This window comes from Cloacibacterium sp. DMC96, from assembly GCF_056313765.1.
Genome location: NZ_JBQUZQ010000001.1, coordinates 1,245,512 through 1,267,120, shown reverse-complemented (window position 1 = coordinate 1,267,120; position 21,609 = coordinate 1,245,512). Strand labels below are relative to the sequence as shown.

Sequence of the window (21,609 nt, the reverse complement as noted above, 5' to 3'; positions counted from 1 at the left end):
TAAATAAAACAGGCCGCATAGTTTAATGGATAGAACTACGGATTTCGGCTCCGTCAGTGAGGGTTCGAATCCTTCTGTGGTCACTTTTTTATGCTTTTTGTGCATTGAATTTTTAAAATAAAGAAAATCAGTCATCTATATTTTAAAACGCAAAGATTTATTTTAATTTTTTTTTTAGTGAGCAAAGATTTCCCAATGAATTGGGATGATGAAGCGAACACTTCAAAAGTGAATAGATTCACTTACTTTGCTTTCTTAATACTTAACATGCAGAATTACTGTACTTTGCGTTTTAGAAATATTTCTAATAGAGAACTGATTTTTGATATTTATTTAATCAATAGAAACGGACTTTAGTCCGTTTTTTTATTTTTGGTAAGATAGTTGGCTTTAGCCAAAACCTGAAAATAAACTTTTTAGTAATTTAAACTGACAATTTTCATATGGAGAGTTGTCTTTTTTTTGTGTAACTTTAATGTATTAAAAAAATGTTCAACCATTTAATCTTAACAATATGGAAAATCATACATTAACTCACGAATTCCCAGAATATGTTCAAAAAATCGCAGAGCTGAAAGCTTCAGATGAAAAATTCTTAAAAATGTATGTGAACTACGAAGAAGTGAATGCGCTGATTTCTCACTACGAAGAAGGCGAACAAAATCACACCACCGATGAACATCTTACAGATTTAAGAAAGAAAAGAGTTCATCTGAAAGACGATATTTATAATTATTTACATCAGAATTAATTTCTGAAACTTTTACCGAAAAATACAAGTAAAGCGACTCAAACGGTCGCTTTTTTATTTTTACTTAAATATTTAAAAGAAAAAGTTCCCCTCTTTAAGAGGGGTGGCATTCCGAATATCGGAATGACGGGGTGTTTTTATATTTTTTTTAAAATAAAAGAACACTAAAAGTGCATTTCTACTTGGCTCTTTTTACTTTTTTACTTGGCTCTTTACAAAATCATCGTCAACTGTATCCTCTTTCTCGCTTCATCTATTTCCAGCACTTTTACCTGAACATGCTGATGCAATTTCACCACTTCATTTACATCAGACACAAAACCATCTTTAAGTTGAGAAATATGCACCAATCCACTTTCTTTAATCCCTACATCTACAAAACAGCCAAAAGCGGTAATATTATTGACAATTCCGGGTAAAATCATGCCGATGTGTAAATCTTTGATGGTTTTTACATTTCGGTCAAATTCGAAGACTTTGGCAGATTTTCTAGGGTCTAATCCAGGTTTTAAGAGTTCTTTCAGAATATCTTTAATTCCTAAAATTCCAATATCTTCGGTAATGTATTTTTCTGGATTAATTTGGTCAATTTTCTCTTTATTGGCTATGAGTTCCTCGGTTTTTAAACCCAAATCTTTTGCCATTTGTTCTACAATTTTATAAGCTTCAGGATGTACCGCAGAATTATCCAACGGATTTTTAGCATTTTTAATTCTTACGAAAGCCGCTGCTTGTTGATAAGCTTTTTCGCCTAATCTTGGTACTTTTTTCAAATCTTTTCTGGACGTGAAAGCACCATTTTCTGCTCTGTAATTCACGATGTTTTCTGCCATTTTCTCGCCAATTCCTGAAACATAGGAGAGGAGAGATTTACTTGCGGTATTCAGGTTAATTCCTACAGAATTTACACAAGAAATCACCGTGTTATCTAGTTTTTCCTTGAGTTTAGTTTGGTCTACATCGTGCTGATATTGCCCAACTCCAATGGATTTTGGGTCTATTTTTACGAGTTCAGCAAGAGGATCAGAAAGTCGGCGACCAATAGAAACCGCACCACGAACCGTAACATCATAATTCGGGAATTCTTCTCTTGCAATTTTACTCGCAGAATAGACAGAAGCACCCGCTTCAGAAACTACAAAAACCTGCAAATCTCTGTCAAAACCAATTTTCTTGATAAACTGTTCCGTTTCTCTGCTTGCTGTTCCGTTTCCTATAGAAATGGCTTCTATGTTGCAAGAATTTACGAGAGATTTTATCTTTTTCATCGCCATTCCCGTTTCGTTTTGTGGAGCATGAGGAAAAATGGTTTCGTTGTGTAAAATATCGCCTTTTTCATCCAAACAAACCACTTTACAGCCTGTTCTGTAACCTGGGTCAATCGCCAAAATTCGCTTTTCACCAAGCGGAGCAGCCAATAATAATTGTTGAAGATTTTCTGCAAAAACGTCAATCGCTTTTTGGTCGGCTTTTTCTTTGGCTTCCTGCAACGTTTCGTTGGAAATGGCAGGTTCCAACAATCTTTTGTAGGAATCTGCAATGGCTAATGCTATTTGTTTGGCGCATTCGTTTTGGCTTTTTATCACGGCATTTTCCATGATTTCTAGGGCTTCTTCCTTTTCTACTGAAACCGAAACCTTTACAAACCCTTCGTTTTCGGCTCTTAACATGGCGAGAAGTCGGTGAGAAGGTGTTCTGTTCAAGGGTTCTTGCCAATCAAAATATTGAGAGAATTTCTGTGCGTTTTCTTCATCTTTTTTGGTTTTTACGACTTTGGTTGCAATCACCGCTTTTCTTTGGAAGAGTCTTCTCAGATTTTTACGGATGTAGAGATTTTCATTGAGCCATTCTGCAATAATATCTCTTGCACCTTGCAACGCTTCGTCTTTATCGGCAACATCTTTGTTCAAATATTTGGAAGCGAGATATGCTACATCATCCGATTTTTGAGACATAATCATTTTTGCCAAAGGTTCTAAACCTTTTTCACGAGCCGAATCAGCTTTGGTTTTCTTGCGTTTTTTGTACGGAAGATAAAGGTCTTCCAGTTCCTGTAAATCAAAACTTTGAGTAATTTTCTGTTGAAGTTCAGGCGTGAGCGCATTTTGTTCTTCTATCGATTTTAAAATGCTTTCTTTGCGTTTTACAATTTCATCAAAATTTTTATTGAGTTTTGAAATTTGTTCGATGGCTACTTCATCCAGATTGCCCGTTTTGTCTTTTCGGTAACGGGCGATAAAAGGAATAGTGCAGTCTTCAGCAAGCAACTGAAGCGTGTTTTCTATGCTTTTGCTAGCAATGGATAAACGTTCCTGAATATATTTCTCTACGGTCATTATCTCAATTTTCAGTGTGCTAAAATACGAGGGATTTATGGAATAATCAATTTTTGTTTGTCCTGTTTTGTCCACTTTTGACCAGTTTTGTCTGTGCTGTTTTTGGTTTTCTTCGAGACTTCTTCGATAGAGGTGTTGGTTTTCTTCGGAAAAAGGGGGTAGTTTTCCGAAGATGACCCGAACAAGACTCGAAGAAGAGTAAGAGAATTTTTTGGGAGAATTAACCTTTTGCCATAAAAATCATTGAGCACTTAACTTTTGGTGGCTGTTTTTTTATTAATTTTACTCAAAACTAATAAGGTCTAAGAAATACCAACTGATTTTTAACGAATAGTACAATTTTTGCTGTGGATTGTAAATCTGAGTAAGCTGTCTCAAAGTCAGGAGACTTTGCGTAGCGGGTAAAGATGGTTATTTATCTCTAGGAAGACTCGATATGCCTCCAAAACCAAATGAAAATTTGACTAATTTAGATGAAATTGTAGAATGGTATGCAAAATTTTATGAACTTAAATAATTAAAAAATGAAAAATATAGAATTAATTTTTGAAGAATTATATAAAAGAGATCCTAATATATTTGAATTAAATAATAAGAATAAAGTTTCAAGTATTTTATTATTTAAAGATTATATTTCAAAATTAAAATTTTGGAAAGATTTATTAAATAAAGAATATAAACCCTTTGGAACATCTATTAATATTGAAGAAAATAATATTATTAAAGATGTTAACTTAGATTTTTTGAAAGAAATGGTTTCATTTGATAAATTTTATAGTGAACTTAAAAACACTTTTCAAGTGAGAGAAGATTTGGTAGGAGGCAGAATTATTAATTATTTTTTCATTTATTTATTTATTTATTTATTGGGAAGTTTTTAAACAGAGGGATGAAATGATAGAATATAAAATTTATGATAATCCATATGAAGGGTTAATTAAACTTTTTAAAAATGATAATATTTATATAAGAGAAGGAATAAATGTTTCGGGAGTTACTATGAGAAATAGTAGTATGAATCTGAAATTACCCTCATTAAACGATAATTTTCTAGATTATATAGACTCAAAATGCAAACTAATGGGAAGTGATGGAATCCCTAATCAAGAAAGAGTTGATGAGCTTTGGCATGAGTTTCAAAGTTTAAATAAATAATAATGAAACCAACAAGAGAACAATTTTACAATCAATTAAATAAATTTATAAATGAAACCAACCCAACGCTGTCATTTGATGGAGAAGATAAAGTTTCTAGTATTCTCTTATTTAAAGATTTTATGACAAGATTGCATATTTGGAAAAATGAGTTACACACAGAGTTTATTAATTTTGATGCTATTAATCTTAATCTTTTTAACGATTTACATATCAATATTGGAGAAGACTCAGATATAGAAGAAACTATATTTTATAATGAATATATTACTTTTTTAAGACAAAATTATAATTTAAATAGTTTACTAAATAAAAATTATTTATTTATTTATTTATTTATTTATTGGGAACTATATAAAGATTCAGAAGAAATAAAAAAATACAGTTATCTAGAGCATCCGTATGAATCTATTGTTAAAATAGTAGCCCGTAAAAATATGGTATATAAAAGAGAAGGAGTTAATGTGAGTAACATTACGATGAGAAGTTTTAGCAAACCATTTAGATTACCCTCATTAAACGATAATTTTCTAGACTATATAGATTCTAAATGCAAACTTGTAGGTAGTGATGGAATCCCTAATCAAGAAAGAGTAAATGAACTCTGGGAAGAGTTTCAAATTTTAAATAAATAAAAATGAGACCAACAAAAGAAGAATTTTACAATAAACTAAATCATTTATAAAACAAAACAACCCCGTTGCGCAAAGTTTGCAACTTTGAGCAATGCTAAAATATAAAAACTAATAACCAAGAAAACTTAAGTAAAAATAAGACCCCGCTACACAAAGTCCCAGACTTCGAACAACAATAAAAAAAACATAATAACATTAAAAAAAATGATAACCACTGCTAATATAGAAAATACAGAAACGGAGATTTCTTACAATTCGTGAATAACGTATTAGAATTACTGCCTCAGACGCAGGCAGATCAATTAAATGTGGGTAGCCAAAGAGTCCCGCTGCGCAAAGTTTGCAACTTTGAGCAATGATAAAAAGTAACAAATGAATTTTAGAAATAGAGAAATGATGATGAGTAAGTTTGGCTCAATATAAGGAGACTTTTCGCAACGGGGTATCTTCAAAAACAATTAAATAGCATAAAAAAAATAATATATTATGAAAAATTCAAATCTATTTATAATTTATTTAGCTGTATTATCTTTATTTGGTTGTCAATCAAAGAAAAATATTTTAAATGAAGATGATTATAAAATAATGGAAATAGTTATCCAAAAAACAGTGTTAGTTGATAATTTTTCTTTGTTAGAAAATGACTTGGCAATGAGGAACTTAAACCCCAACACACCTCAATATAGAGAAAAATTGAATGAACTATATGAAAACCAAAACTATGAGAGCGATTATTATTATTCTTTAGAAGATTCTCTTTTTGTCTTTAAAAATAATTTTTATTTAGAAAAATTATTTAAAGAAAATGATTTTGATGGTAATACAAAAAACATTACTCCTCTTAAAATTGATTTCTCCAAAATAAAAACAAAAAAACATTTAATTAGAATCGATAAAAATTCGCCATTAAGAAAGTCTGAGAGATATTTAGGTGAAGCAAAGTTGTCCAGAATAATTTATGATATAAATACAGCTGCTGTAGTAATTATAATTGATGGGTTTTATCGTGGAATTATTTTTTTTAAGAAAAATGGAGATGATTGGGTTATGTATACAGGTGATAGGATTCCCTTTAAAATTGGAGAAGAAGATATTATTTTATAGCTTCCCCCGCTGCGCAAAGTTTGCAACTTTGAGCAATGATAAAAAGTAACAAATGAATTTTAGAAATAGAGAAATGATGATGAGTAAGTTTGGCACAAAGTCAGGAGACTTTGCGCAGCGGGGGGCAATGATAAAAAGCAACAAATGAATTTTTGTAAAAAGTACAATAAATCAAATACATTATACCCTTTAATTTTAAAATAATACTGTCAAAAATCATTAGAATATCTTCATAAAAACAAATTATAAACAAAAATATAATGGTAAATTTGAAAAATATTTAAAAACAATGATTTCAACAGAAGTGTTGATGAAATAGATAAGAAATTATATTAAAATGAAAAGAGTATTAGTAGCAACAGGAGGTGGAGATTGCCCAGGATTAAATGCGGTAATGAGAGGGGTGGTAAAAAGAGCATCCCAAGAAAAAGATTGGGAAGTGGTAGGTAGCATCAATGCGTATGACGGAATTTTAAAAGAGCCCACAGAAATTATGGTTTTAGATGATAAAACCGTAGCAGGAATTCATAAAGATGGTGGAACAATTATAGGAACTACCAATAAAGGTGGGCCTTTTGCTTGGCCTTACAAAAATAAAGATGGAGTTTGGGAAGCGGTAGACAGATCAGATGAAATGATTCGCAAACTGCAATATTTAGGCGTAGATGCCGTAATCAGTATTGGTGGTGATGGCTCGCAAAGAATCTCTCAACAATTATACGAAAAAGGACTCAACATTATTGGTGTTCCAAAAACCATTGATAACGATTTGTCTGCTACAGATTTTACTTTTGGTTTCCAAACTGCCGTACAAATTGCAACAGAAGCGGTAGACAGATTGGTCACTACAGCTGCAAGTCACAACAGAGTTTTGGTGCTGGAAGTGATGGGAAGATATGCAGGTTGGATTGCTCTTCACGCTGCCATTGCTGGTGGTGCAGAAGTTTGTCTGATTCCAGAAATTCCTTATGACATCGAAAAAGTAGTAAAAAAACTCAACAGCAGATTCAATAAAGGAAAAGGAAATGCCATTGTAGTAATAGCAGAAGGGGCAATTCCGAAAGGTGGAAGTCTGCTTTCTGAAGTAAGTGATGAGGTAGGATACGAAAATGTAAGATTAGGAGGGGTGGCTCATAAATTGGTTCACGATTTGAAATCTATTGGTTTTGAGGCAGATATGCGCGAAACGGTTTTAGGACACTTACAAAGAGGAGGTACGCCAACTGCTTATGATAGAATTTTGGCAACGCAATTTGGCGTAAAAGCATTCGAAATGGTGCTCAACGAAGAATACGGAAAAATGGTAGCTTATCGCCATCCAAATATTATTGCGGTACCATTTAAAGAAGCAATAGACCGTCCAAATTTTGTAGACCCTAATTGCGATATGGTAAAAACCGCAAAAGGCGTAGGAATTAGCTTTGGGGATTAATTAAGATTTTATTTATTAACTGAAATAAAAGCCAACTTCATTTTCTTGAAGTTGGCTTTAGTTTTTTTAGAGACTACCAAGTAAAGTCGAAATTCTAATCCGTGGCTTTCTATCATTCCATTTATTTTAATTAAATTTGTTAGAAACTAATAAGCAGAAACTCAGATAACGAACTAAACAAATTATTATAATTATACTTCGTATATTTTAGGTTTAGCTGTAATTTTTCTAAAAAAACGCTGATGAAAATTTATAAATATTTATTTTTCCTACTAACATTTACATTTTTATCTTGTAAAAGTGATGAAAAATCGAAATCACAAGATTTAACATTAACTACAATAGATATTGATTCATTAAATAAAAAAATTGAGGAAGACATTCTTAAATCTAAGAAAAAGATGGATGAGAGAGGAATTGTTTTTGAAAGTTTAGGTGATTGTGATAATTCCATTTCTGAAAAAAATACAACTGATTTAATAATTACAAAACAAAGTATAACAAAATCAACATTAAATGTAGATTTCAAATTTTTACAAGCTTGTTGTCAAACTTTTAGTGGTGATTATAAAATTAAAAATGACACTTTAATTTTTGAGTACAAAAATGTTGGAGGAATTTGTAAATGTGAATGCTGGTATAGATATAAACTAAGAATAATAGATATTAAAGATAAATTTACCAGTTACAAATTAATTCAAAAATAAAAAGTACAGATAATATCGGTTTCCCGATGACGTGGATTTCTAATCCTTAGCCTATAAATTCAATATTCCATTTTTCTACCATCGATTTATTCACCTTTTTCTTTAGATTTTATTCATCATCAGAAATCATTTAGGAGGTTTTATTTTCTTAATTTTGCAAACAGTATAAATATAAAAAGTTATGAATTTAAAAGGTAAAAATGCACTCATCACAGGTGGTGGAAGAGGTCTTGGGAAAGCGGTTGCTATCGCTTTGGCAAATGAAGGCGTAAATGTAGGAATTACAGGTAGAAATGAAGAACATCTAAAGTCTACCGTTGCAGAATTGGAGAAATTGGGTGTAAAAGCAGTGTATTCTGTTTTTAATGTAGAGGAAATGGCTCAAGTAGAGCAAGGAGTATCTTCTATCGCCTCTCAATTGGGTGGAATAGACATTTTAATCAATAACGCTGGAGTAGGTGATTTTGGCAGCTTCGAAGATATGCCGGTAGAAACTTGGGAAAAAGTAATGAAGGTAAATCTTTTTGGAGTGTATTACGTAGCAAAAGCAACTTTGCCTTATTTGAAACAAAATAAAGAAGGAGACATCGTAAATGTAGCGTCAACTGCTGGATTAAAAGGCGGTCCGAATATGTCAGCGTACTGTGCTTCTAAAGCTGCGGTAATTTCTCTTTCTCAATCATTGATGGCAGAACTTAGAAAATTCAATATTCGTGTGATTACCTTAACACCGAGTACCATTGCTACAGATATGAGTATAGAAGGCGGATTGACCGATGGAAATCCAGAAAAAGTGCTTCAACCAGAAGATTTCGCAGAATGGGTGAGAGATATTTTGAAAATGAACAGAAGAGCGATGATTGCCAATGCTTCTATTTTCTCTACCAATCCATAAGAATTCCATCTATAATATTTAAAAAATCCATCGTTTTTGATGGATTTTTTGGTTTCAATATTCTACATTTGGAGTGAACAATTCTTTTGTTTGCAATTAAGAATGATAAAAATATGAGTGAGATTTTAAGACGTCAAATTGAGAATATTACGCCATTAACAGACCAAGAGTTTGAATATATTTTGTCTCATTTTACCTTGAAAAAATTAAAAAAGCATCAGATTTTAATTCAAGAAGGAGATGCGGTACAAAATGATTGTTTTGTGATGAATGGTTTGTTAAAAGCTTCTTACCTGAATCAAGAAGGCAAAGAACATATTATGCAATTTGCAATGGAAGATTGGTGGATTACCGATTATCAAGCGTATTTTAATCAAACGGAAGCTACTTTTAGCATTGATGCTTTAGAGCCTACAGAAGTGCTTACTTTGTCTCTCTATAACCGAGAGAAACTCTGTGCAGATATGCATAAAATGGAGCATTTTTTCAGAAAAAAGTCGAATAATGGCTATGTAGCGCTCCAACGAAGAATTTTGTCTTTGCTGAATAGCAATGCCAAAGAACGCTACGAACAATTTATTTCTCAATATCCCACACTTTTACAACGATTGCCCAAAACGTTAATCGCTTCGTATTTAGGAGTTTCCAGAGAAACGCTGAGTCGGCTTTCACTGTAGTGTGATGTAGGTCACTTAAAAGTTGTGATGTATGTCCTGTTGTTTGTGGGAAGTTGGATTTACCTTTGCAGTGTTAAATCATTAAAAAAATGAATATAAAAATGAGTCAGAACAAGTTTTTATCAAAGATAATTTTCTTAACGAGTTGTATTCTTTTTTTAGGAATCAACATGGTAAATGCACAAACAATTAAATCTAACAAAATGAGCAAAAAAGTATTATTCGTGGTAACGAGCCACGGCGAATTAGGAAACACTGGTCAAGCTACCGGTTATTATTTAGGTGAAGTTACGCATCCTTGGTCTGTACTAGTAGATGCTGGTTACGAGATAGATTTCGTGAGTCCAAAAGGAGGAAACCCGCCGTATTATGGAAATACTCCAGATGATAAGATAAATGAAAGATTTTTGGCAGATAAATATTACCAAAATAAAATTCAGAACACCATGAAACCTTCAGAAGTAAATCCTGATGAATATGTGGCGATTCTCTATGCAGGAGGTCACGGTACAATGTGGGATTTTGCAGATAATGAAGAGCTGGTAATAATTGCACAAAAAATCTACGAAAAAAATGGAGTAGTAAGTGCGGTTTGTCACGGTCCCGCTGGATTGGTGAACATTAAACTGAGCAATGGGAAATATTTGGTAGATGGCAAAAAAATCAATGCTTTTACCAACGAAGAAGAAGCTGCTGTGAAATTAGAAAATGTAGTTCCTTTTAGCTTAGAATCTAAATTAATAGAACGTGGAGCCAAGTTCGAAAAATCAGGTTTATGGCAGACACACGTTGCAGTTGACGAAAGAGTAGTAACAGGTCAAAACCCTCAATCTGCTCATGCAGTTGGCGAAGCAGTACTAGAAGAACTTAAAAAACTTCAATAATTGATAATAGAAAAGAGACTGATTCAGTCTCTTTTTTGTTTTTTAATCCATCTTTTGAGATGGATTTTTTTGTAATGGCCTTCTTGATTATCTTATTTTTTAGCTTGAAGATTTATGATTAGAAATTACATTAATTGTGTTGAAAAATGATATTTGTTAAGAATTTGTAAATAATCATGAAAAGTGAATTTATATTAAAATAAAAACCCTAGATTAGCGGCCCTCTTTTAGCTAAAGGATTTGCTATAAATAGGTTATAAATAAATGAAGCAAAAAGGACAAATTGTAGAGATTTTATCAAGTTCATCTGTGTACAGGAAGGATAAAATTCTGAGTTTGCCTAATGAAGCAGATTTATTATCTGAATCTCAAAAAAGAACGTATTCTCTTTTTGATGGGGTTTTGGTAGGGGAACATCAAGGTTTAGGGGATTTTAAGTTGGGGCAGAGAAAAGGAATTAACCTTGGAGGCAAAAAAAAACCAATGTATGTGATTGGGATAGATGCTCAAGAAAATATACTTTTTGTAGGAGAAGGAGCAGATCATCCTGGACTTTTTGTAAAGATATTGGCAATTGATAAGAAAGAATTAGAAAGCGAAGAGTATTTTTCAACAATGGTTCAAAATGATTCGGTAGAAGTAAAACCAGAGTTTGAAGAAAAGACTATTCCTGCTCAATTATTGCTTTTAGAGGATTATCTGTTCTTGAAGTTGGAACGCCCTATAAGAATTGACATAATGAACCATAATATTTCTGTTTTTTATAAAAATACAATGATATTCAACATAAAATAAACATAATGAAATTAAAACTTTCCTTTTTAGCAATCATTTTAGCAGTCTTTTCGTTTGCGCAATCTGCGCCTTCGTATTACTCTGGTATTAATTTTACGAAGACTAAAAACGAGTTGAAAAATGAGCTTGCTACTCTTATTACAGACACACATACGCAGACCATTTCTTATTCTGCAGGATTAGCAGACCTTTTTAAAACCAGTGATGCAGATCCTGATAATCCTTCTAATTTGTTATTAATTTATGGTTCGCAAGCATCTGGAACTCATCAGAGAAGCCGTGCTTATACTGGAACATGGAACAGAGAGCATGTTTATGCTAAGTCAAAAGGAACGCCTAATTTGGGGACTTCTGGACCAGGAGCTGATGGTCATCATCTTCGTCCTGCAGATAATACACTAAACAGTACCAGAGGAAGTTTATTATTTGATGACGGTTCTGGAGCGATGGCTTATACTACCAGTCGTGGTGGTTGGTATCCTGGAGACGAATGGAAAGGTGATGTTGCTAGAATAATCATGTATATGTATGTAAGATACAAAAACCAATGTTTGCCACTGAATATCACAATGAATCCAGCAACCTATTCTTCTGATTTCCCAGATATTCTTTTGAAATGGAATGTAGAAGATCCTGTTTCTAATTTTGAAAGAAATAGAAATAATGTGGTTTACAATATTCAACACAATAGAAATCCTTTTATTGATAATCCTTATTTGGCAACGGTAATTTGGGGCGGTCCGAATGCTCAAAATACTTGGCCAGATACTTTTACAGGAGGTTCTGGTTCTAATAATGATACAGAAGCGCCTACAGCTCCTGCCAATCTAGCAGTTACAGGTAAAACTTCTACCAGCATTGTTTTGGCTTGGTCTGCTTCTACGGATAATGTAGGAGTTAGCAGTTATGATGTGTATGTAGATCAAGTTTATCATTCTACGGTTTATACACCAGGAACTACAATTTCTGGTTTATCACCATCTACAACTTATAATTTTTATATCGTAGCAAAAGACTATGCTGGGAATAAATCTACAAATAGTAATGCTGTAGCAGGGACTACAGAAGCAACTGGCGGAACAGGAGATACAGGTGGAACAGGCTCAGGAACAAGTTGTGGAACTGAAGATTTTGAAACCATTCCTACAGGTGGTTCTTCTCCAGACTCTTCTTATGCAGGTAGAACATGGACCAATAAAAATATTGTTTGGACGGCAATCAATGCTAGAGTAGACACTCAAATTTACATTGATGGAAGCAATAACAAAGCTATCTGTATCAAAAATGGTAGTTTAAAATCATCTACTATATCTGGAGGAATTGGTTCATTGACGGTAAAAACATATTTACCTTTTTCTGATACCTCAGGAAGCTATACTCTTAAAGTAAATGGCGTGGTAAAAGGTCAAATTCCTTATTCTAAAACCGCAACTACTCAAGTTATTAATGATATTAATGTTTCTGGAAATGTGATTATAGAGTTAATTGACACTACAACCAATAGAGTTTCTTTTGATAATTTAACTTGGACTTGTTATGCTGCAATGGCAACAGATGATGTAGATTTAAACAATACCAAATTATCTGTTTATCCTAATCCAGTAAAAAATAACGAGTTTTACATCAATGGAATCACTAAGAAAGAAAAGGTGCAAATCTATGACTTGAATGGGAAATTGGTGCAAACCATTAATAATGTGAGTAACAAAGAAAAACTAAAACTTACGAATTTACCAAAAGGAGCTTACATTTTAAAAACCGAAAGCAAGTCTACCAAAATTATTGTAGAATAATCATAAAATTATAATAGAGTAAAAAAGTCGAAAGAATTTTTTCTTTCGGCTTTTTTATGATGAAAAATTAGGTTTATGGCAACCTCACATTACAGTAGGTGAAACTGTTTTAGAAGAACTTAAAAAACTTCAATAATTGATAATAGAAAAGAGACTTATTCAGTCTCTTTTTTTTGTTTTTTTTAGCAGTTACTGAGGTTTTATCTTTTAAAGGATTTATTTTTTGGATAACCATGATAATATTTAACTTCTATAATGAACGCATTTTCATTGTTTGTTCTTTTAAAATTTTTTAGTCCAAGAGAATCCAAAATGCGATTTCCATGATTTAATATCAATTTGTCTAATGGTGAAAACTTTAAATAGATATTTTTATTATAATCTTTGGGTAAATCTCCATCAAAAACAGTGTAAATCATTTGTTTTGAAACTTCACTAGTTTTTGTAATTTTATTAGGATAGAATTCGTAATAACTTCGAAATCCTGAACTGTCAATTGAAGCATAAATATGTTGAATGTTGTTTTTTTACTTTCGTTGTAAAATTTCACTTTCCCATAATGTGTATCGATTTTGTCAACAAGTGTTTTGCTGCTTGAGCAGCAAACAAATAGAATTTGTAAAACTATTATTCCAAAAAAACGTAGGTTAGTCATTTCGTAAAGTTAAAAATTACAACAAACTTGCAGACTTGCAAAGTTACCAAACCAAATATACAAAAGTTTTCTTGCTATTGATTTTCTAAAATCTAAAGTCTCAAAATGATTTCATTATCAATGTTTTAACGAATTGTTAATCTTGTGTCTTCATACTTCCATCTTCCAATTTTTTTCACTACTTTTGCACCTTCAAAAAATATATATGCAAAATATCAGAAACATCGCAATTATTGCCCACGTAGACCACGGGAAAACCACATTGGTAGACAAAATTATCCATGCTACTAATGTTTTCAGAGATAATCAAGAATCTGGAGATTTAATTATGGATAATAACGATTTAGAAAGAGAAAGAGGAATTACTATTCTTTCTAAAAATATTTCGGTTACGTATAAAGATACTAAAATTAATGTAATCGACACTCCTGGTCACGCCGATTTTGGTGGTGAAGTAGAACGTGTTCTTAAAATGGCTGATGGTGTATTGTTATTGGTAGATGCTTTCGAAGGACCTATGCCACAAACTCGTTTCGTTTTGCATAAAGCTTTAGAATTAGGGCTTAAACCTATTGTAGTCATTAATAAAGTAGATAAAGAAAACTGTCGACCAGACGAAGTTCATGATAAAGTTTTTGATTTATTCTTTAACCTAGATGCTACAGAAGAACAGTTAGATTTCCCTACTTTCTATGGTTCTTCTAAGCAAGGTTGGTTCAATACTTCTTTAGAACCTACAGATAATATTTTACCAATTTTAGATGGTATTTTACAATATGTTCCTGCTCCAAAAGTAGAAGAAGGGAACTTACAAATGCAAGTAACTTCTCTAGATTATTCTTCATTTTTAGGAAGAATTGCAGTAGGTAAAGTAACCAGAGGTTCTATCAAAGAATCTCAGTGGATTGGTCTTGCACAAGAAAATGGCAATATCCTTAAAGGTAAAGTTAAAGAATTATATATTTTTGAAGGTTTAGGCAAGAAAAAAGTTACAGAAGTTCAAGCAGGTGATATTTGTGCAGTAGTAGGTTTTGATGCGTTCCAAATTGGAGATACTTTCGTAGATTTAGAAAATCCAGAACCATTGACTAGATTGTCTATTGACGAGCCTACGTTGAACATGACATTCTCTATTAACAATTCTCCTTTCTTCGGAAAAGATGGTAAATATGTAACCTCTAATCACTTGAAAGAAAGATTAGAAAAAGAATTAGAGAAAAACTTAGCATTAAGAGTAGAACAAACCGAAGATGCAAATACATTCCTAGTTTTTGGTAGAGGTATTCTTCACTTATCTGTTTTAATTGAAACCATGAGAAGAGAAGGCTACGAGATGACAATTGGTCAGCCACAAGTAATTCTTCACGATGTAGATGGAGAAAGCCACGAACCATACGAAAGTTTAGTAGTAGATGTTCCAGAAGAGTATGCTTCTAGAGTAATCGATTTAGCTACGCAAAGAAAAGGTGACCTTCACATCATGGAAACCAAAGGAGAAATGCAACACATGGAATTCGAGATTCCTTCAAGAGGTTTAATCGGATTACGTTCTCAGATGTTGACTGCAACTGCAGGTGAAGCAATTATGGCGCACCGTTTTACAGATTATAAACCTTTCAAAGGGGCGATTCCTGGTAGAAATAACGGGGTTTTAGTTTCTAAAACACAAGGTCCTTGTACAGAATATTCTATCGCAAAACTTCAAGATAGAGGTAAGTTTTTTGTAGATCCGGGCGAAGAAATTTATGCAGGAATGATTATTGGTGAACAAAACAAACCTGGAGACTTAGTCGTAAATATTGTAGAAGCAAAACAATTGAATAACATGCGTGCTGCTGGTAAAGATAAAGACGGAAACATTGCTCCAAAAATCTTATTCTCACTAGAAGAGTGTATGGAATATATTCAAGCAGATGAATGTATAGAAGTTACTCCAAACTTTATCAGAATGCGTAAGAAAATTCTTTCTGAAGAAGATAGAAAACGTGCGGAAAGAAACGCGAAATAAAATTAGAACTTCAAATTTCAAATAATAAATTACAATGAAATGTGGAATTGTAGGTTTACCAAACGTAGGTAAATCAACCTTATTTAACTGTCTTAGCAACGCCAAAGCACAATCTGCGAACTATCCGTTTTGTACAATCGAACCTAACTTAGGAACAGTTTCTGTACCAGACCCTCGTCTTTTTGAGTTAGAAAAATTGGTAAATCCAGAGCGTGTTTTACCAGCAGTGGTAGAAATTGTAGATATTGCAGGTTTGGTAAAAGGTGCTTCTAAAGGGGAAGGTTTAGGAAACCAGTTTTTGGCAAATATCAGAGAATGTGAAGCGATTATTCACGTTTTAAGATGTTTTGATAATGGAAATATCGTTCACGTAGAAGGTTCTGTAGATCCAATGAGAGATAAAGAAATTATCGATATAGAACTTCAGTTAAAAGACCTTGAAACGCTTGGTAAAGCAGTTGAAAAAGCTAAAAAGTTCATTAAGTCTGGTAAAAAAGAAGATATTTTAACTTACGAAACGCTTCAAAATCTTCAGAAATTTGTTGAAGATGGTAAAAATGTAAGAGAATTTCCTACAGACGATTTTACTCAATCTATTATTGATGAGGTTCACTTGTTAACCAAAAAGCCTGTGCTTTACGTTTGTAATGTAGATGAAAATGCAATTAAAAACGGTAACGAATGGATTGCGAAAATCGAAGAAATGGCAACTAAAGAAAATGCTGAAGTAGTAGTTTTAGCAGCACAAATTGAAGCTGATATCAATGAACTAGAAACTTTCGAAGAAAGACAAATGTTCTTAGAAGAATTAGGTCTTGAAGAACCAGGAGTTAATAGACTCATCAGGAAAGCATACGATTTATTGCACCTTCAAACATATTTTACAGCGGGTGTTAAAGAAGTAAGAGCTTGGACGATTGGTAAAGGTTGGACTGCTCCACAAGCTGCTGGTGTAATTCACACTGATTTTGAAAAAGGTTTCATTAGAGCAGAAGTTATCGGTTATGATGATTTCGTGAGCTATGGTTCTGAAGCGAAAGTAAAAGAAGCTGGAAAAATGAGAGTAGAAGGAAAAGAATACATCGTAAAAGATGGTGATGTAATGCATTTCCGTTTTAACGTGTAAACTTCATTCTTGACAAATAATAAATATAAGCGAACTTAAAAGTTCGCTTTTTTGTTTTTATATGTCTTTTAGCTATTGTATATTTTAACTTTCTATTTAAAAATTATAACAAAGTCTTAACGCAAGTTTTAGATATATAGTTGTAAATTTATAAAAATCCAAAAAGTAAACATTATGAAAAAATTAGAAAATAAAGTAGCAATTGTTACTGGAGCTGGTTCCGGTATTGGCAAAGCTACTGCTCTTTTGTTTTCAAAAGAAGGCGCAAAAGTTGTGGTAAGTGATATTAACGAAGAACACGGAAAACAAGTGACTGACGAAATTTTAAATAGTGGGGGCACTGCTATTTTTGTAAAAGCAGATACTTCTAAAGCGGAAGATCATCAAAAATTGGTAGAAGAAACCATCAAAGCTTTTGGAAAATTAGATATTGCGGTAAATAATGCAGGAATTGGAGGAGAAATTAATAAAGCAGGTGATATGTCTCTGGAAGGTTGGCAAAAAGTAATTGATATTAACTTGACAGGTGTTTTCTATGGTATGAAATATCAAGCTCCAGAAATGGTGAAAAATGGAAGTGGAAGTATTGTGAACATCGCTTCTATTTTAGGTCAAGTTGGTTTTGAAAAATCAGCAGCTTATGTTGCAGCAAAACATGGAGTTGTAGGACTTACCAAAACTACCGCTTGGGAATATGCTAAAGAAAAAGTTCGTGTGAATGCAGTAGGTCCAGGTTTCATTTATACCGGTTTGGTGAATGAAGAATCTATGGGAAAAGAAGCGCTTCAATATTTAGAAACCAAACATGCTTTCGGAAGATTAGGAGAATCAGAAGAAGTTGCCAATTTAATTCTCTTTTTGGCTTCAGATGATGCTTCTTTCATCACGGGTTCTTACTATCCTGTAGATGGCGGATATTTAGCAGTTTAGTTCATAAATAAAGATAAAAATTTATAATATTTGAAAGAAAGCGAACGCTATTGTTCGCTTTTTTGTAACGATTTCAATGGTTTCAAAACTAATTGTAAAAAAATAAAAAAATGAACAATCACGAAATAGACTACAAAATTCACGGTGAAGAATTGCAATGTGTTGAAATAGAATTAGATCCACACGAAGCAGTGATTTCTGAACCCGGAAGTTTTATGATGATGACAGATGGTATCCAAATGGAAACTCTTTTTGGCGACGGAACAGAAACTGGCGGATTATTAGGAAAATTATTCTCTGCAGGGAAAAGATTGTTGACAGGAGAAAATCTTTTCATGACAGTTTATACCAATACTTCTTATCAAAAAAGACAAGTGACCTTTGCTGCGCCTTATTCTGGAAAAATTATTCCTCTAGATTTGTCTGATTTAGGTGGAAAAGTGATTTGTCAGAAAGATAGTTTTCTTTGTGCTGCAAAAGGCGTTTCTGTAGGGATAGAATTTCAAAGAAAATTAGGAACTGGACTTTTTGGAGGAGAAGGTTTCATTATGCAAAAACTAGAAGGAGACGGAATGGCTTTCGTGCACAGTGGTGGTTATGTGGTAGAAAAAGTATTGCAACCTGGCGAAATTTTAAAAATAGATACAGGTTGTATTGTAGCGTTCACTCAAACTGTTTCTTACGATATTCAGTTTGTTGGCGGAATTAAAAATACCATTTTCGGTGGAGAAGGTTTATTCTTTGCACAATTACAAGGTCCAGGGAAAGTTTGGATTCAGACGCTTCCTATCAGCAGATTGGCAAGCAGAATTTTACAATATGCAGGTCCTTCTGGAAGAAGAGAAGAAGGAAGTGTTTTAGGAAAATTAGGAAATATGCTCGATGGAGACGGATTTTAATATTTAACTATTGATTTCAAAAATAAAAGCGAACTTTTTAAGGTTCGCTTTTTTTAATCGCAATTTCCATCAATGTCACAAGATTCTCCAGAATTGATGAGTTGTAAACCTTTGTCACCATTCGAAAATTCTTTCCAAGTTTTTTCTAATGCTTCTAAAAACAATTCAGGTTGTTGCGCTCCAGAAATTCCGTATTTGTCATTAATCACAAAGAAAGGAACTGCATTAATTCCTAATTGTGAAGCCAATTGCATATCTTGTTTCACGAGATAGCCTAATTCATCAGATTGTAAGGCGTTTTTAGCCTCATCTTCGGTGATTCCAATAGATTTTGCCAATTGGATCAATGTTTCATCGTCATCAATGTTTTTTCCGTCTAAAAACTGTGCTTCAAAAAGCGCTTCTTCCATTTCATTGGCTAAATTTTTAGTTTTTGACAACTGAATCAGCAAATGTGCTTTGTTAGAATTAGCCACTTTAGAGTCATCAAAATTAAAGTCGATTCCCGCTTCTTTTCCAGCCATTGCTGCACCTTCATGCATGGCTTTTGCTCTTTCTAGGGTAATTCCTTTCGCTTTCGCAAAATATTCATAAGGATTTACATCTGGCTGAGTTATCAATTGTGGGTCTAATTGAAAACTGTGCCAAGTGATTTCTAATTTTTCGGCGTGAGGAAATTTTTCTAATGCTTTTTCAAATTTCTTTTTACCAACAAAACAAAACGGACAACGAACGTCACTCCAAATATTTATTTTCATAATTTTCCAATTTTGTGCTACAAATATAGTTTAGTTTAGACACTATTGCATTGATGTATGATAAATTCTCGCTAAAAAAACTTTTCCACAAAATTTCTTCCATAAATTTAGTTTCGTTAAATTTGTGAGTTATTGGTTTTAATTAACTTTCACGCGGTAAAGCAGGAAATATATGAGTGAGAATCTACAGGTAAATTATTCAGAAGAAAACATACGAACGCTCGATTGGCAAGAACACATTCGTCTTCGTCCTGGTATGTACATTGGGAAACTAGGAGACGGTTCTTCTGCAGATGATGGGATTTATATTTTGTTAAAGGAAATCATTGATAACTCTATCGATGAATTCCGTATGAAATCTGGAAAAAGAATCGAAATTAAATTAGATGAAGGCAAAGTAACCATCAGAGACTTTGGTCGTGGTATTCCTTTAGGAAAAGTAGTAGATGCGGTTTCTAAAATGAATACGGGTGGTAAATATGATTCTAAAGCTTTCAAAAAATCTGTAGGTCTTAATGGTGTAGGTACTAAAGCGGTAAATGCACTTTCTGATTATTTTAGAGTGCGCTCATTCCGTGATGGAAAAATGAAAGTGGCAGAGTTTTCGAAAGGAAACATCACCGAAAACCATCCTGAAACCGATACTTCAGACAGAAACGGAACAGAGATTTCTTTCATTCCTGATTACAGTATTTTCACGCATTTCAAATTCAGAAAAGAGTATATCGAAAGAATGCTTCGCAATTACGCTTATCTGAATCCTGGGCTTAAAATTATCTTTAACGGAGAAACCTATTACTCTGAAAACGGATTAAAAGACTTGTTGGAAGAAGAGTTAGAAGGCGAAATTCTGTATCCAATTGTTCACTTGAATGATGAAGACATCGAACTCGCGATTACCCATTCTGATAAGTCACAAACCGAAACCTATTTCTCTTTCGTAAACGGACAAAATACTACACAAGGTGGAACACACCTTAATGCTTTCCGTGAAGCGTATGTAAAAACGATAAGAGAATTTTTTAATAAAAACTTTGAAGCAGCAGATATTAGAAAATCTATTATTGCCGCTATTTCGATTAATGTAGAAGAACCCGTTTTTGAATCTCAAACCAAAACCAAATTGGGTTCAAACGATATTGGTCCAAATGGGCCTTCTGTAAGGACTTTTATCATTGATTTCTTAAAAAATAAACTTGATAATTTTTTACACAAAAATCCAGAAGTTGCCGAAGCAATTTTAAGAAAAATCATCATTTCTGAAAGAGAAAGAAAAGAACTTTCGGGAATTCAGAAGTTAGCGAGAGAAAGAGCGAAAAAAGTTTCGCTTCACAATAAAAAACTGAGAGATTGTAGACAACACTACAATGACCAAAAAGCGTCTAGAAAATCAGAAACCATGATTTTCATTACTGAGGGAGATTCTGCTTCTGGTTCTATTACCAAATCAAGAGATGTAGAAACTCAGGCGGTGTTTTCATTGAAAGGAAAACCTCTCAACTGCTATGGTTTGACCAAGAAAATTGTTTATGAAAACGAAGAATTTAACCTTCTTCAAGCTGCACTGAATATTGAAAATAGTTTAGAGGATTTGCGATACAATCATGTTATCATAGCTACCGATGCCGATGTAGACGGAATGCACATTCGATTGTTGATGATTACGTTTTTCTTACAATTTTTCCCTGATTTAATTAAAAATGGACATTTATATATTTTGCAAACGCCACTTTTCAGGGTGAGAAATAAGAAAGAAACTAGATATTGCTACTCTGAGGAAGAACGTTTGAAAGCACTGAATGAATTAGGCAAAAATCCAGAAATTACCCGATTCAAAGGTTTGGGAGAAATTTCACCTGATGAATTTAAACATTTCATAGGGAAAGATATTCGTCTAGAACCAGTAGTCATTGGTAAAGACAGTACCATTAATGATTTATTAGAGTTTTACATGGGTAAAAACACTCCAGACAGACAAACTTTCATTTTGGAAAACTTAGTGGTGGAAGACCCAGATATTGATAAAAAAGAGGTTCTGAACGACGCATCATAAAAACAATAAACTAAAA

General features: G+C 33.0%; 20 protein-coding genes and 1 tRNA gene. 19 read left to right on the top strand and 2 right to left on the bottom strand.

What is annotated here, in order from left to right:
- The first annotated feature begins 11 nt into the window (after positions 1-11).
- From ACT53I_RS05645 to ACT53I_RS05635, 3 genes are all read left to right on the top strand, one after another.
- A tRNA-Arg gene (locus ACT53I_RS05645) sits at positions 12-83 on the top strand.
- A gap of 112 nt (positions 84-195) precedes the next feature.
- Positions 196-357 carry a hypothetical protein gene (locus ACT53I_RS05640; RefSeq protein WP_476078824.1) on the top strand — a complete coding sequence of 54 codons (162 nt, stop codon included), beginning with the start codon at positions 196-198 and terminating at the stop codon, positions 355-357.
- Positions 358-514: 157 nt separating this feature from the next.
- A complete protein-coding gene (locus tag ACT53I_RS05635) occupies positions 515-751 on the top strand; it encodes an HP1242/YdcH family protein (RefSeq protein WP_069798662.1) in 237 nt (78 codons plus the stop codon).
- A gap of 212 nt (positions 752-963) precedes the next feature.
- Here the strand turns inward: ACT53I_RS05635 and ACT53I_RS05630 are convergent, their stop codons facing one another.
- The gene (locus ACT53I_RS05630; protein ID WP_476078823.1) at positions 964-3,087 is read right to left on the bottom strand and encodes a Tex family protein; all 2,124 of its coding nucleotides are present in this window, start codon (positions 3,085-3,087) and stop codon (positions 964-966) included.
- A 524-nt stretch (positions 3,088-3,611) separates the two neighbouring features.
- Between ACT53I_RS05630 and ACT53I_RS05625 the strand changes: the two genes are divergently transcribed.
- The 15 genes from ACT53I_RS05625 to ACT53I_RS05555 all read left to right on the top strand — a co-directional run bounded on the left by ACT53I_RS05625 (position 3,612) and on the right by ACT53I_RS05555 (position 18,782).
- Complete coding sequence (locus ACT53I_RS05625) at positions 3,612-3,968, top strand: hypothetical protein (protein ID WP_476078822.1); 357 nt, start codon at positions 3,612-3,614, stop codon at positions 3,966-3,968.
- Positions 3,969-3,981: 13 nt separating this feature from the next.
- Positions 3,982-4,242 (top strand): hypothetical protein, encoded by a 261-nt coding sequence (locus ACT53I_RS05620; RefSeq protein ID WP_476078821.1) that lies wholly within the window; start codon positions 3,982-3,984, stop codon positions 4,240-4,242.
- A 2-nt stretch (positions 4,243-4,244) separates the two neighbouring features.
- Entirely contained in the window at positions 4,245-4,877 is a 633-nt protein-coding gene (locus tag ACT53I_RS05615; protein WP_476078820.1) for a hypothetical protein, read from the top strand.
- 486 nt (positions 4,878-5,363) lie between these two features.
- Positions 5,364-5,981, top strand: a complete 618-nt coding sequence (locus tag ACT53I_RS05610) for a hypothetical protein (RefSeq protein ID WP_476078819.1) — start codon at positions 5,364-5,366, stop codon at positions 5,979-5,981.
- 337 nt (positions 5,982-6,318) lie between these two features.
- Complete coding sequence (locus ACT53I_RS05605) at positions 6,319-7,413, top strand: 6-phosphofructokinase (protein WP_104792636.1); 1,095 nt, start codon at positions 6,319-6,321, stop codon at positions 7,411-7,413.
- Positions 7,414-7,655: 242 nt separating this feature from the next.
- Positions 7,656-8,120: a hypothetical protein gene (locus ACT53I_RS05600; RefSeq protein ID WP_476078818.1), complete on the top strand. Its 465-nt coding sequence runs from the start codon at positions 7,656-7,658 to the stop codon at positions 8,118-8,120.
- Positions 8,121-8,301: 181 nt separating this feature from the next.
- The gene (locus tag ACT53I_RS05595; RefSeq protein WP_476078817.1) at positions 8,302-9,015 is read left to right on the top strand and encodes a 3-ketoacyl-ACP reductase; all 714 of its coding nucleotides are present in this window, start codon (positions 8,302-8,304) and stop codon (positions 9,013-9,015) included.
- A 113-nt stretch (positions 9,016-9,128) separates the two neighbouring features.
- Positions 9,129-9,692, top strand: a complete 564-nt coding sequence (locus ACT53I_RS05590; protein ID WP_476078816.1) for a Crp/Fnr family transcriptional regulator — start codon at positions 9,129-9,131, stop codon at positions 9,690-9,692.
- A gap of 203 nt (positions 9,693-9,895) precedes the next feature.
- Positions 9,896-10,576, top strand: coding sequence for a type 1 glutamine amidotransferase domain-containing protein (locus ACT53I_RS05585; RefSeq protein WP_476078815.1), 681 nt, complete (start codon positions 9,896-9,898; stop codon positions 10,574-10,576).
- Positions 10,577-10,840: 264 nt separating this feature from the next.
- Positions 10,841-11,371 (top strand): tRNA methyl transferase PRC-barrel domain-containing protein, encoded by a 531-nt coding sequence (locus ACT53I_RS05580; RefSeq protein WP_476078814.1) that lies wholly within the window; start codon positions 10,841-10,843, stop codon positions 11,369-11,371.
- Positions 11,372-11,376: 5 nt separating this feature from the next.
- Positions 11,377-13,164 (top strand): endonuclease, encoded by a 1,788-nt coding sequence (locus ACT53I_RS05575; RefSeq protein WP_476078813.1) that lies wholly within the window; start codon positions 11,377-11,379, stop codon positions 13,162-13,164.
- Positions 13,165-14,024: 860 nt separating this feature from the next.
- Positions 14,025-15,827: a translational GTPase TypA gene (gene typA / locus ACT53I_RS05570; RefSeq protein WP_104793812.1), complete on the top strand. Its 1,803-nt coding sequence runs from the start codon at positions 14,025-14,027 to the stop codon at positions 15,825-15,827.
- Between the two features lie 34 nt (positions 15,828-15,861).
- On the top strand, positions 15,862-16,953 hold the full coding sequence (ychF, locus tag ACT53I_RS05565) for a redox-regulated ATPase YchF (protein ID WP_476078812.1): 1,092 nt from the start codon (positions 15,862-15,864) through the stop codon (positions 16,951-16,953).
- A 174-nt stretch (positions 16,954-17,127) separates the two neighbouring features.
- Positions 17,128-17,883: an SDR family NAD(P)-dependent oxidoreductase gene (locus ACT53I_RS05560; RefSeq protein WP_476078811.1), complete on the top strand. Its 756-nt coding sequence runs from the start codon at positions 17,128-17,130 to the stop codon at positions 17,881-17,883.
- Positions 17,884-17,993: 110 nt separating this feature from the next.
- Entirely contained in the window at positions 17,994-18,782 is a 789-nt protein-coding gene (locus ACT53I_RS05555) for a TIGR00266 family protein (protein WP_476078810.1), read from the top strand.
- A gap of 53 nt (positions 18,783-18,835) precedes the next feature.
- Here ACT53I_RS05555 and ACT53I_RS05550 read toward each other — a convergent pair whose 3' ends face one another.
- Positions 18,836-19,540, bottom strand: coding sequence for a DsbA family oxidoreductase (locus ACT53I_RS05550; RefSeq protein ID WP_476078809.1), 705 nt, complete (start codon positions 19,538-19,540; stop codon positions 18,836-18,838).
- 172 nt (positions 19,541-19,712) lie between these two features.
- On the opposite strand from ACT53I_RS05550, the gene ACT53I_RS05545 reads away from it, so the two are divergent.
- Positions 19,713-21,593, top strand: coding sequence for a DNA topoisomerase IV subunit B (locus ACT53I_RS05545; protein ID WP_069798198.1), 1,881 nt, complete (start codon positions 19,713-19,715; stop codon positions 21,591-21,593).
- Positions 21,594-21,609 lie beyond the last annotated feature (16 nt).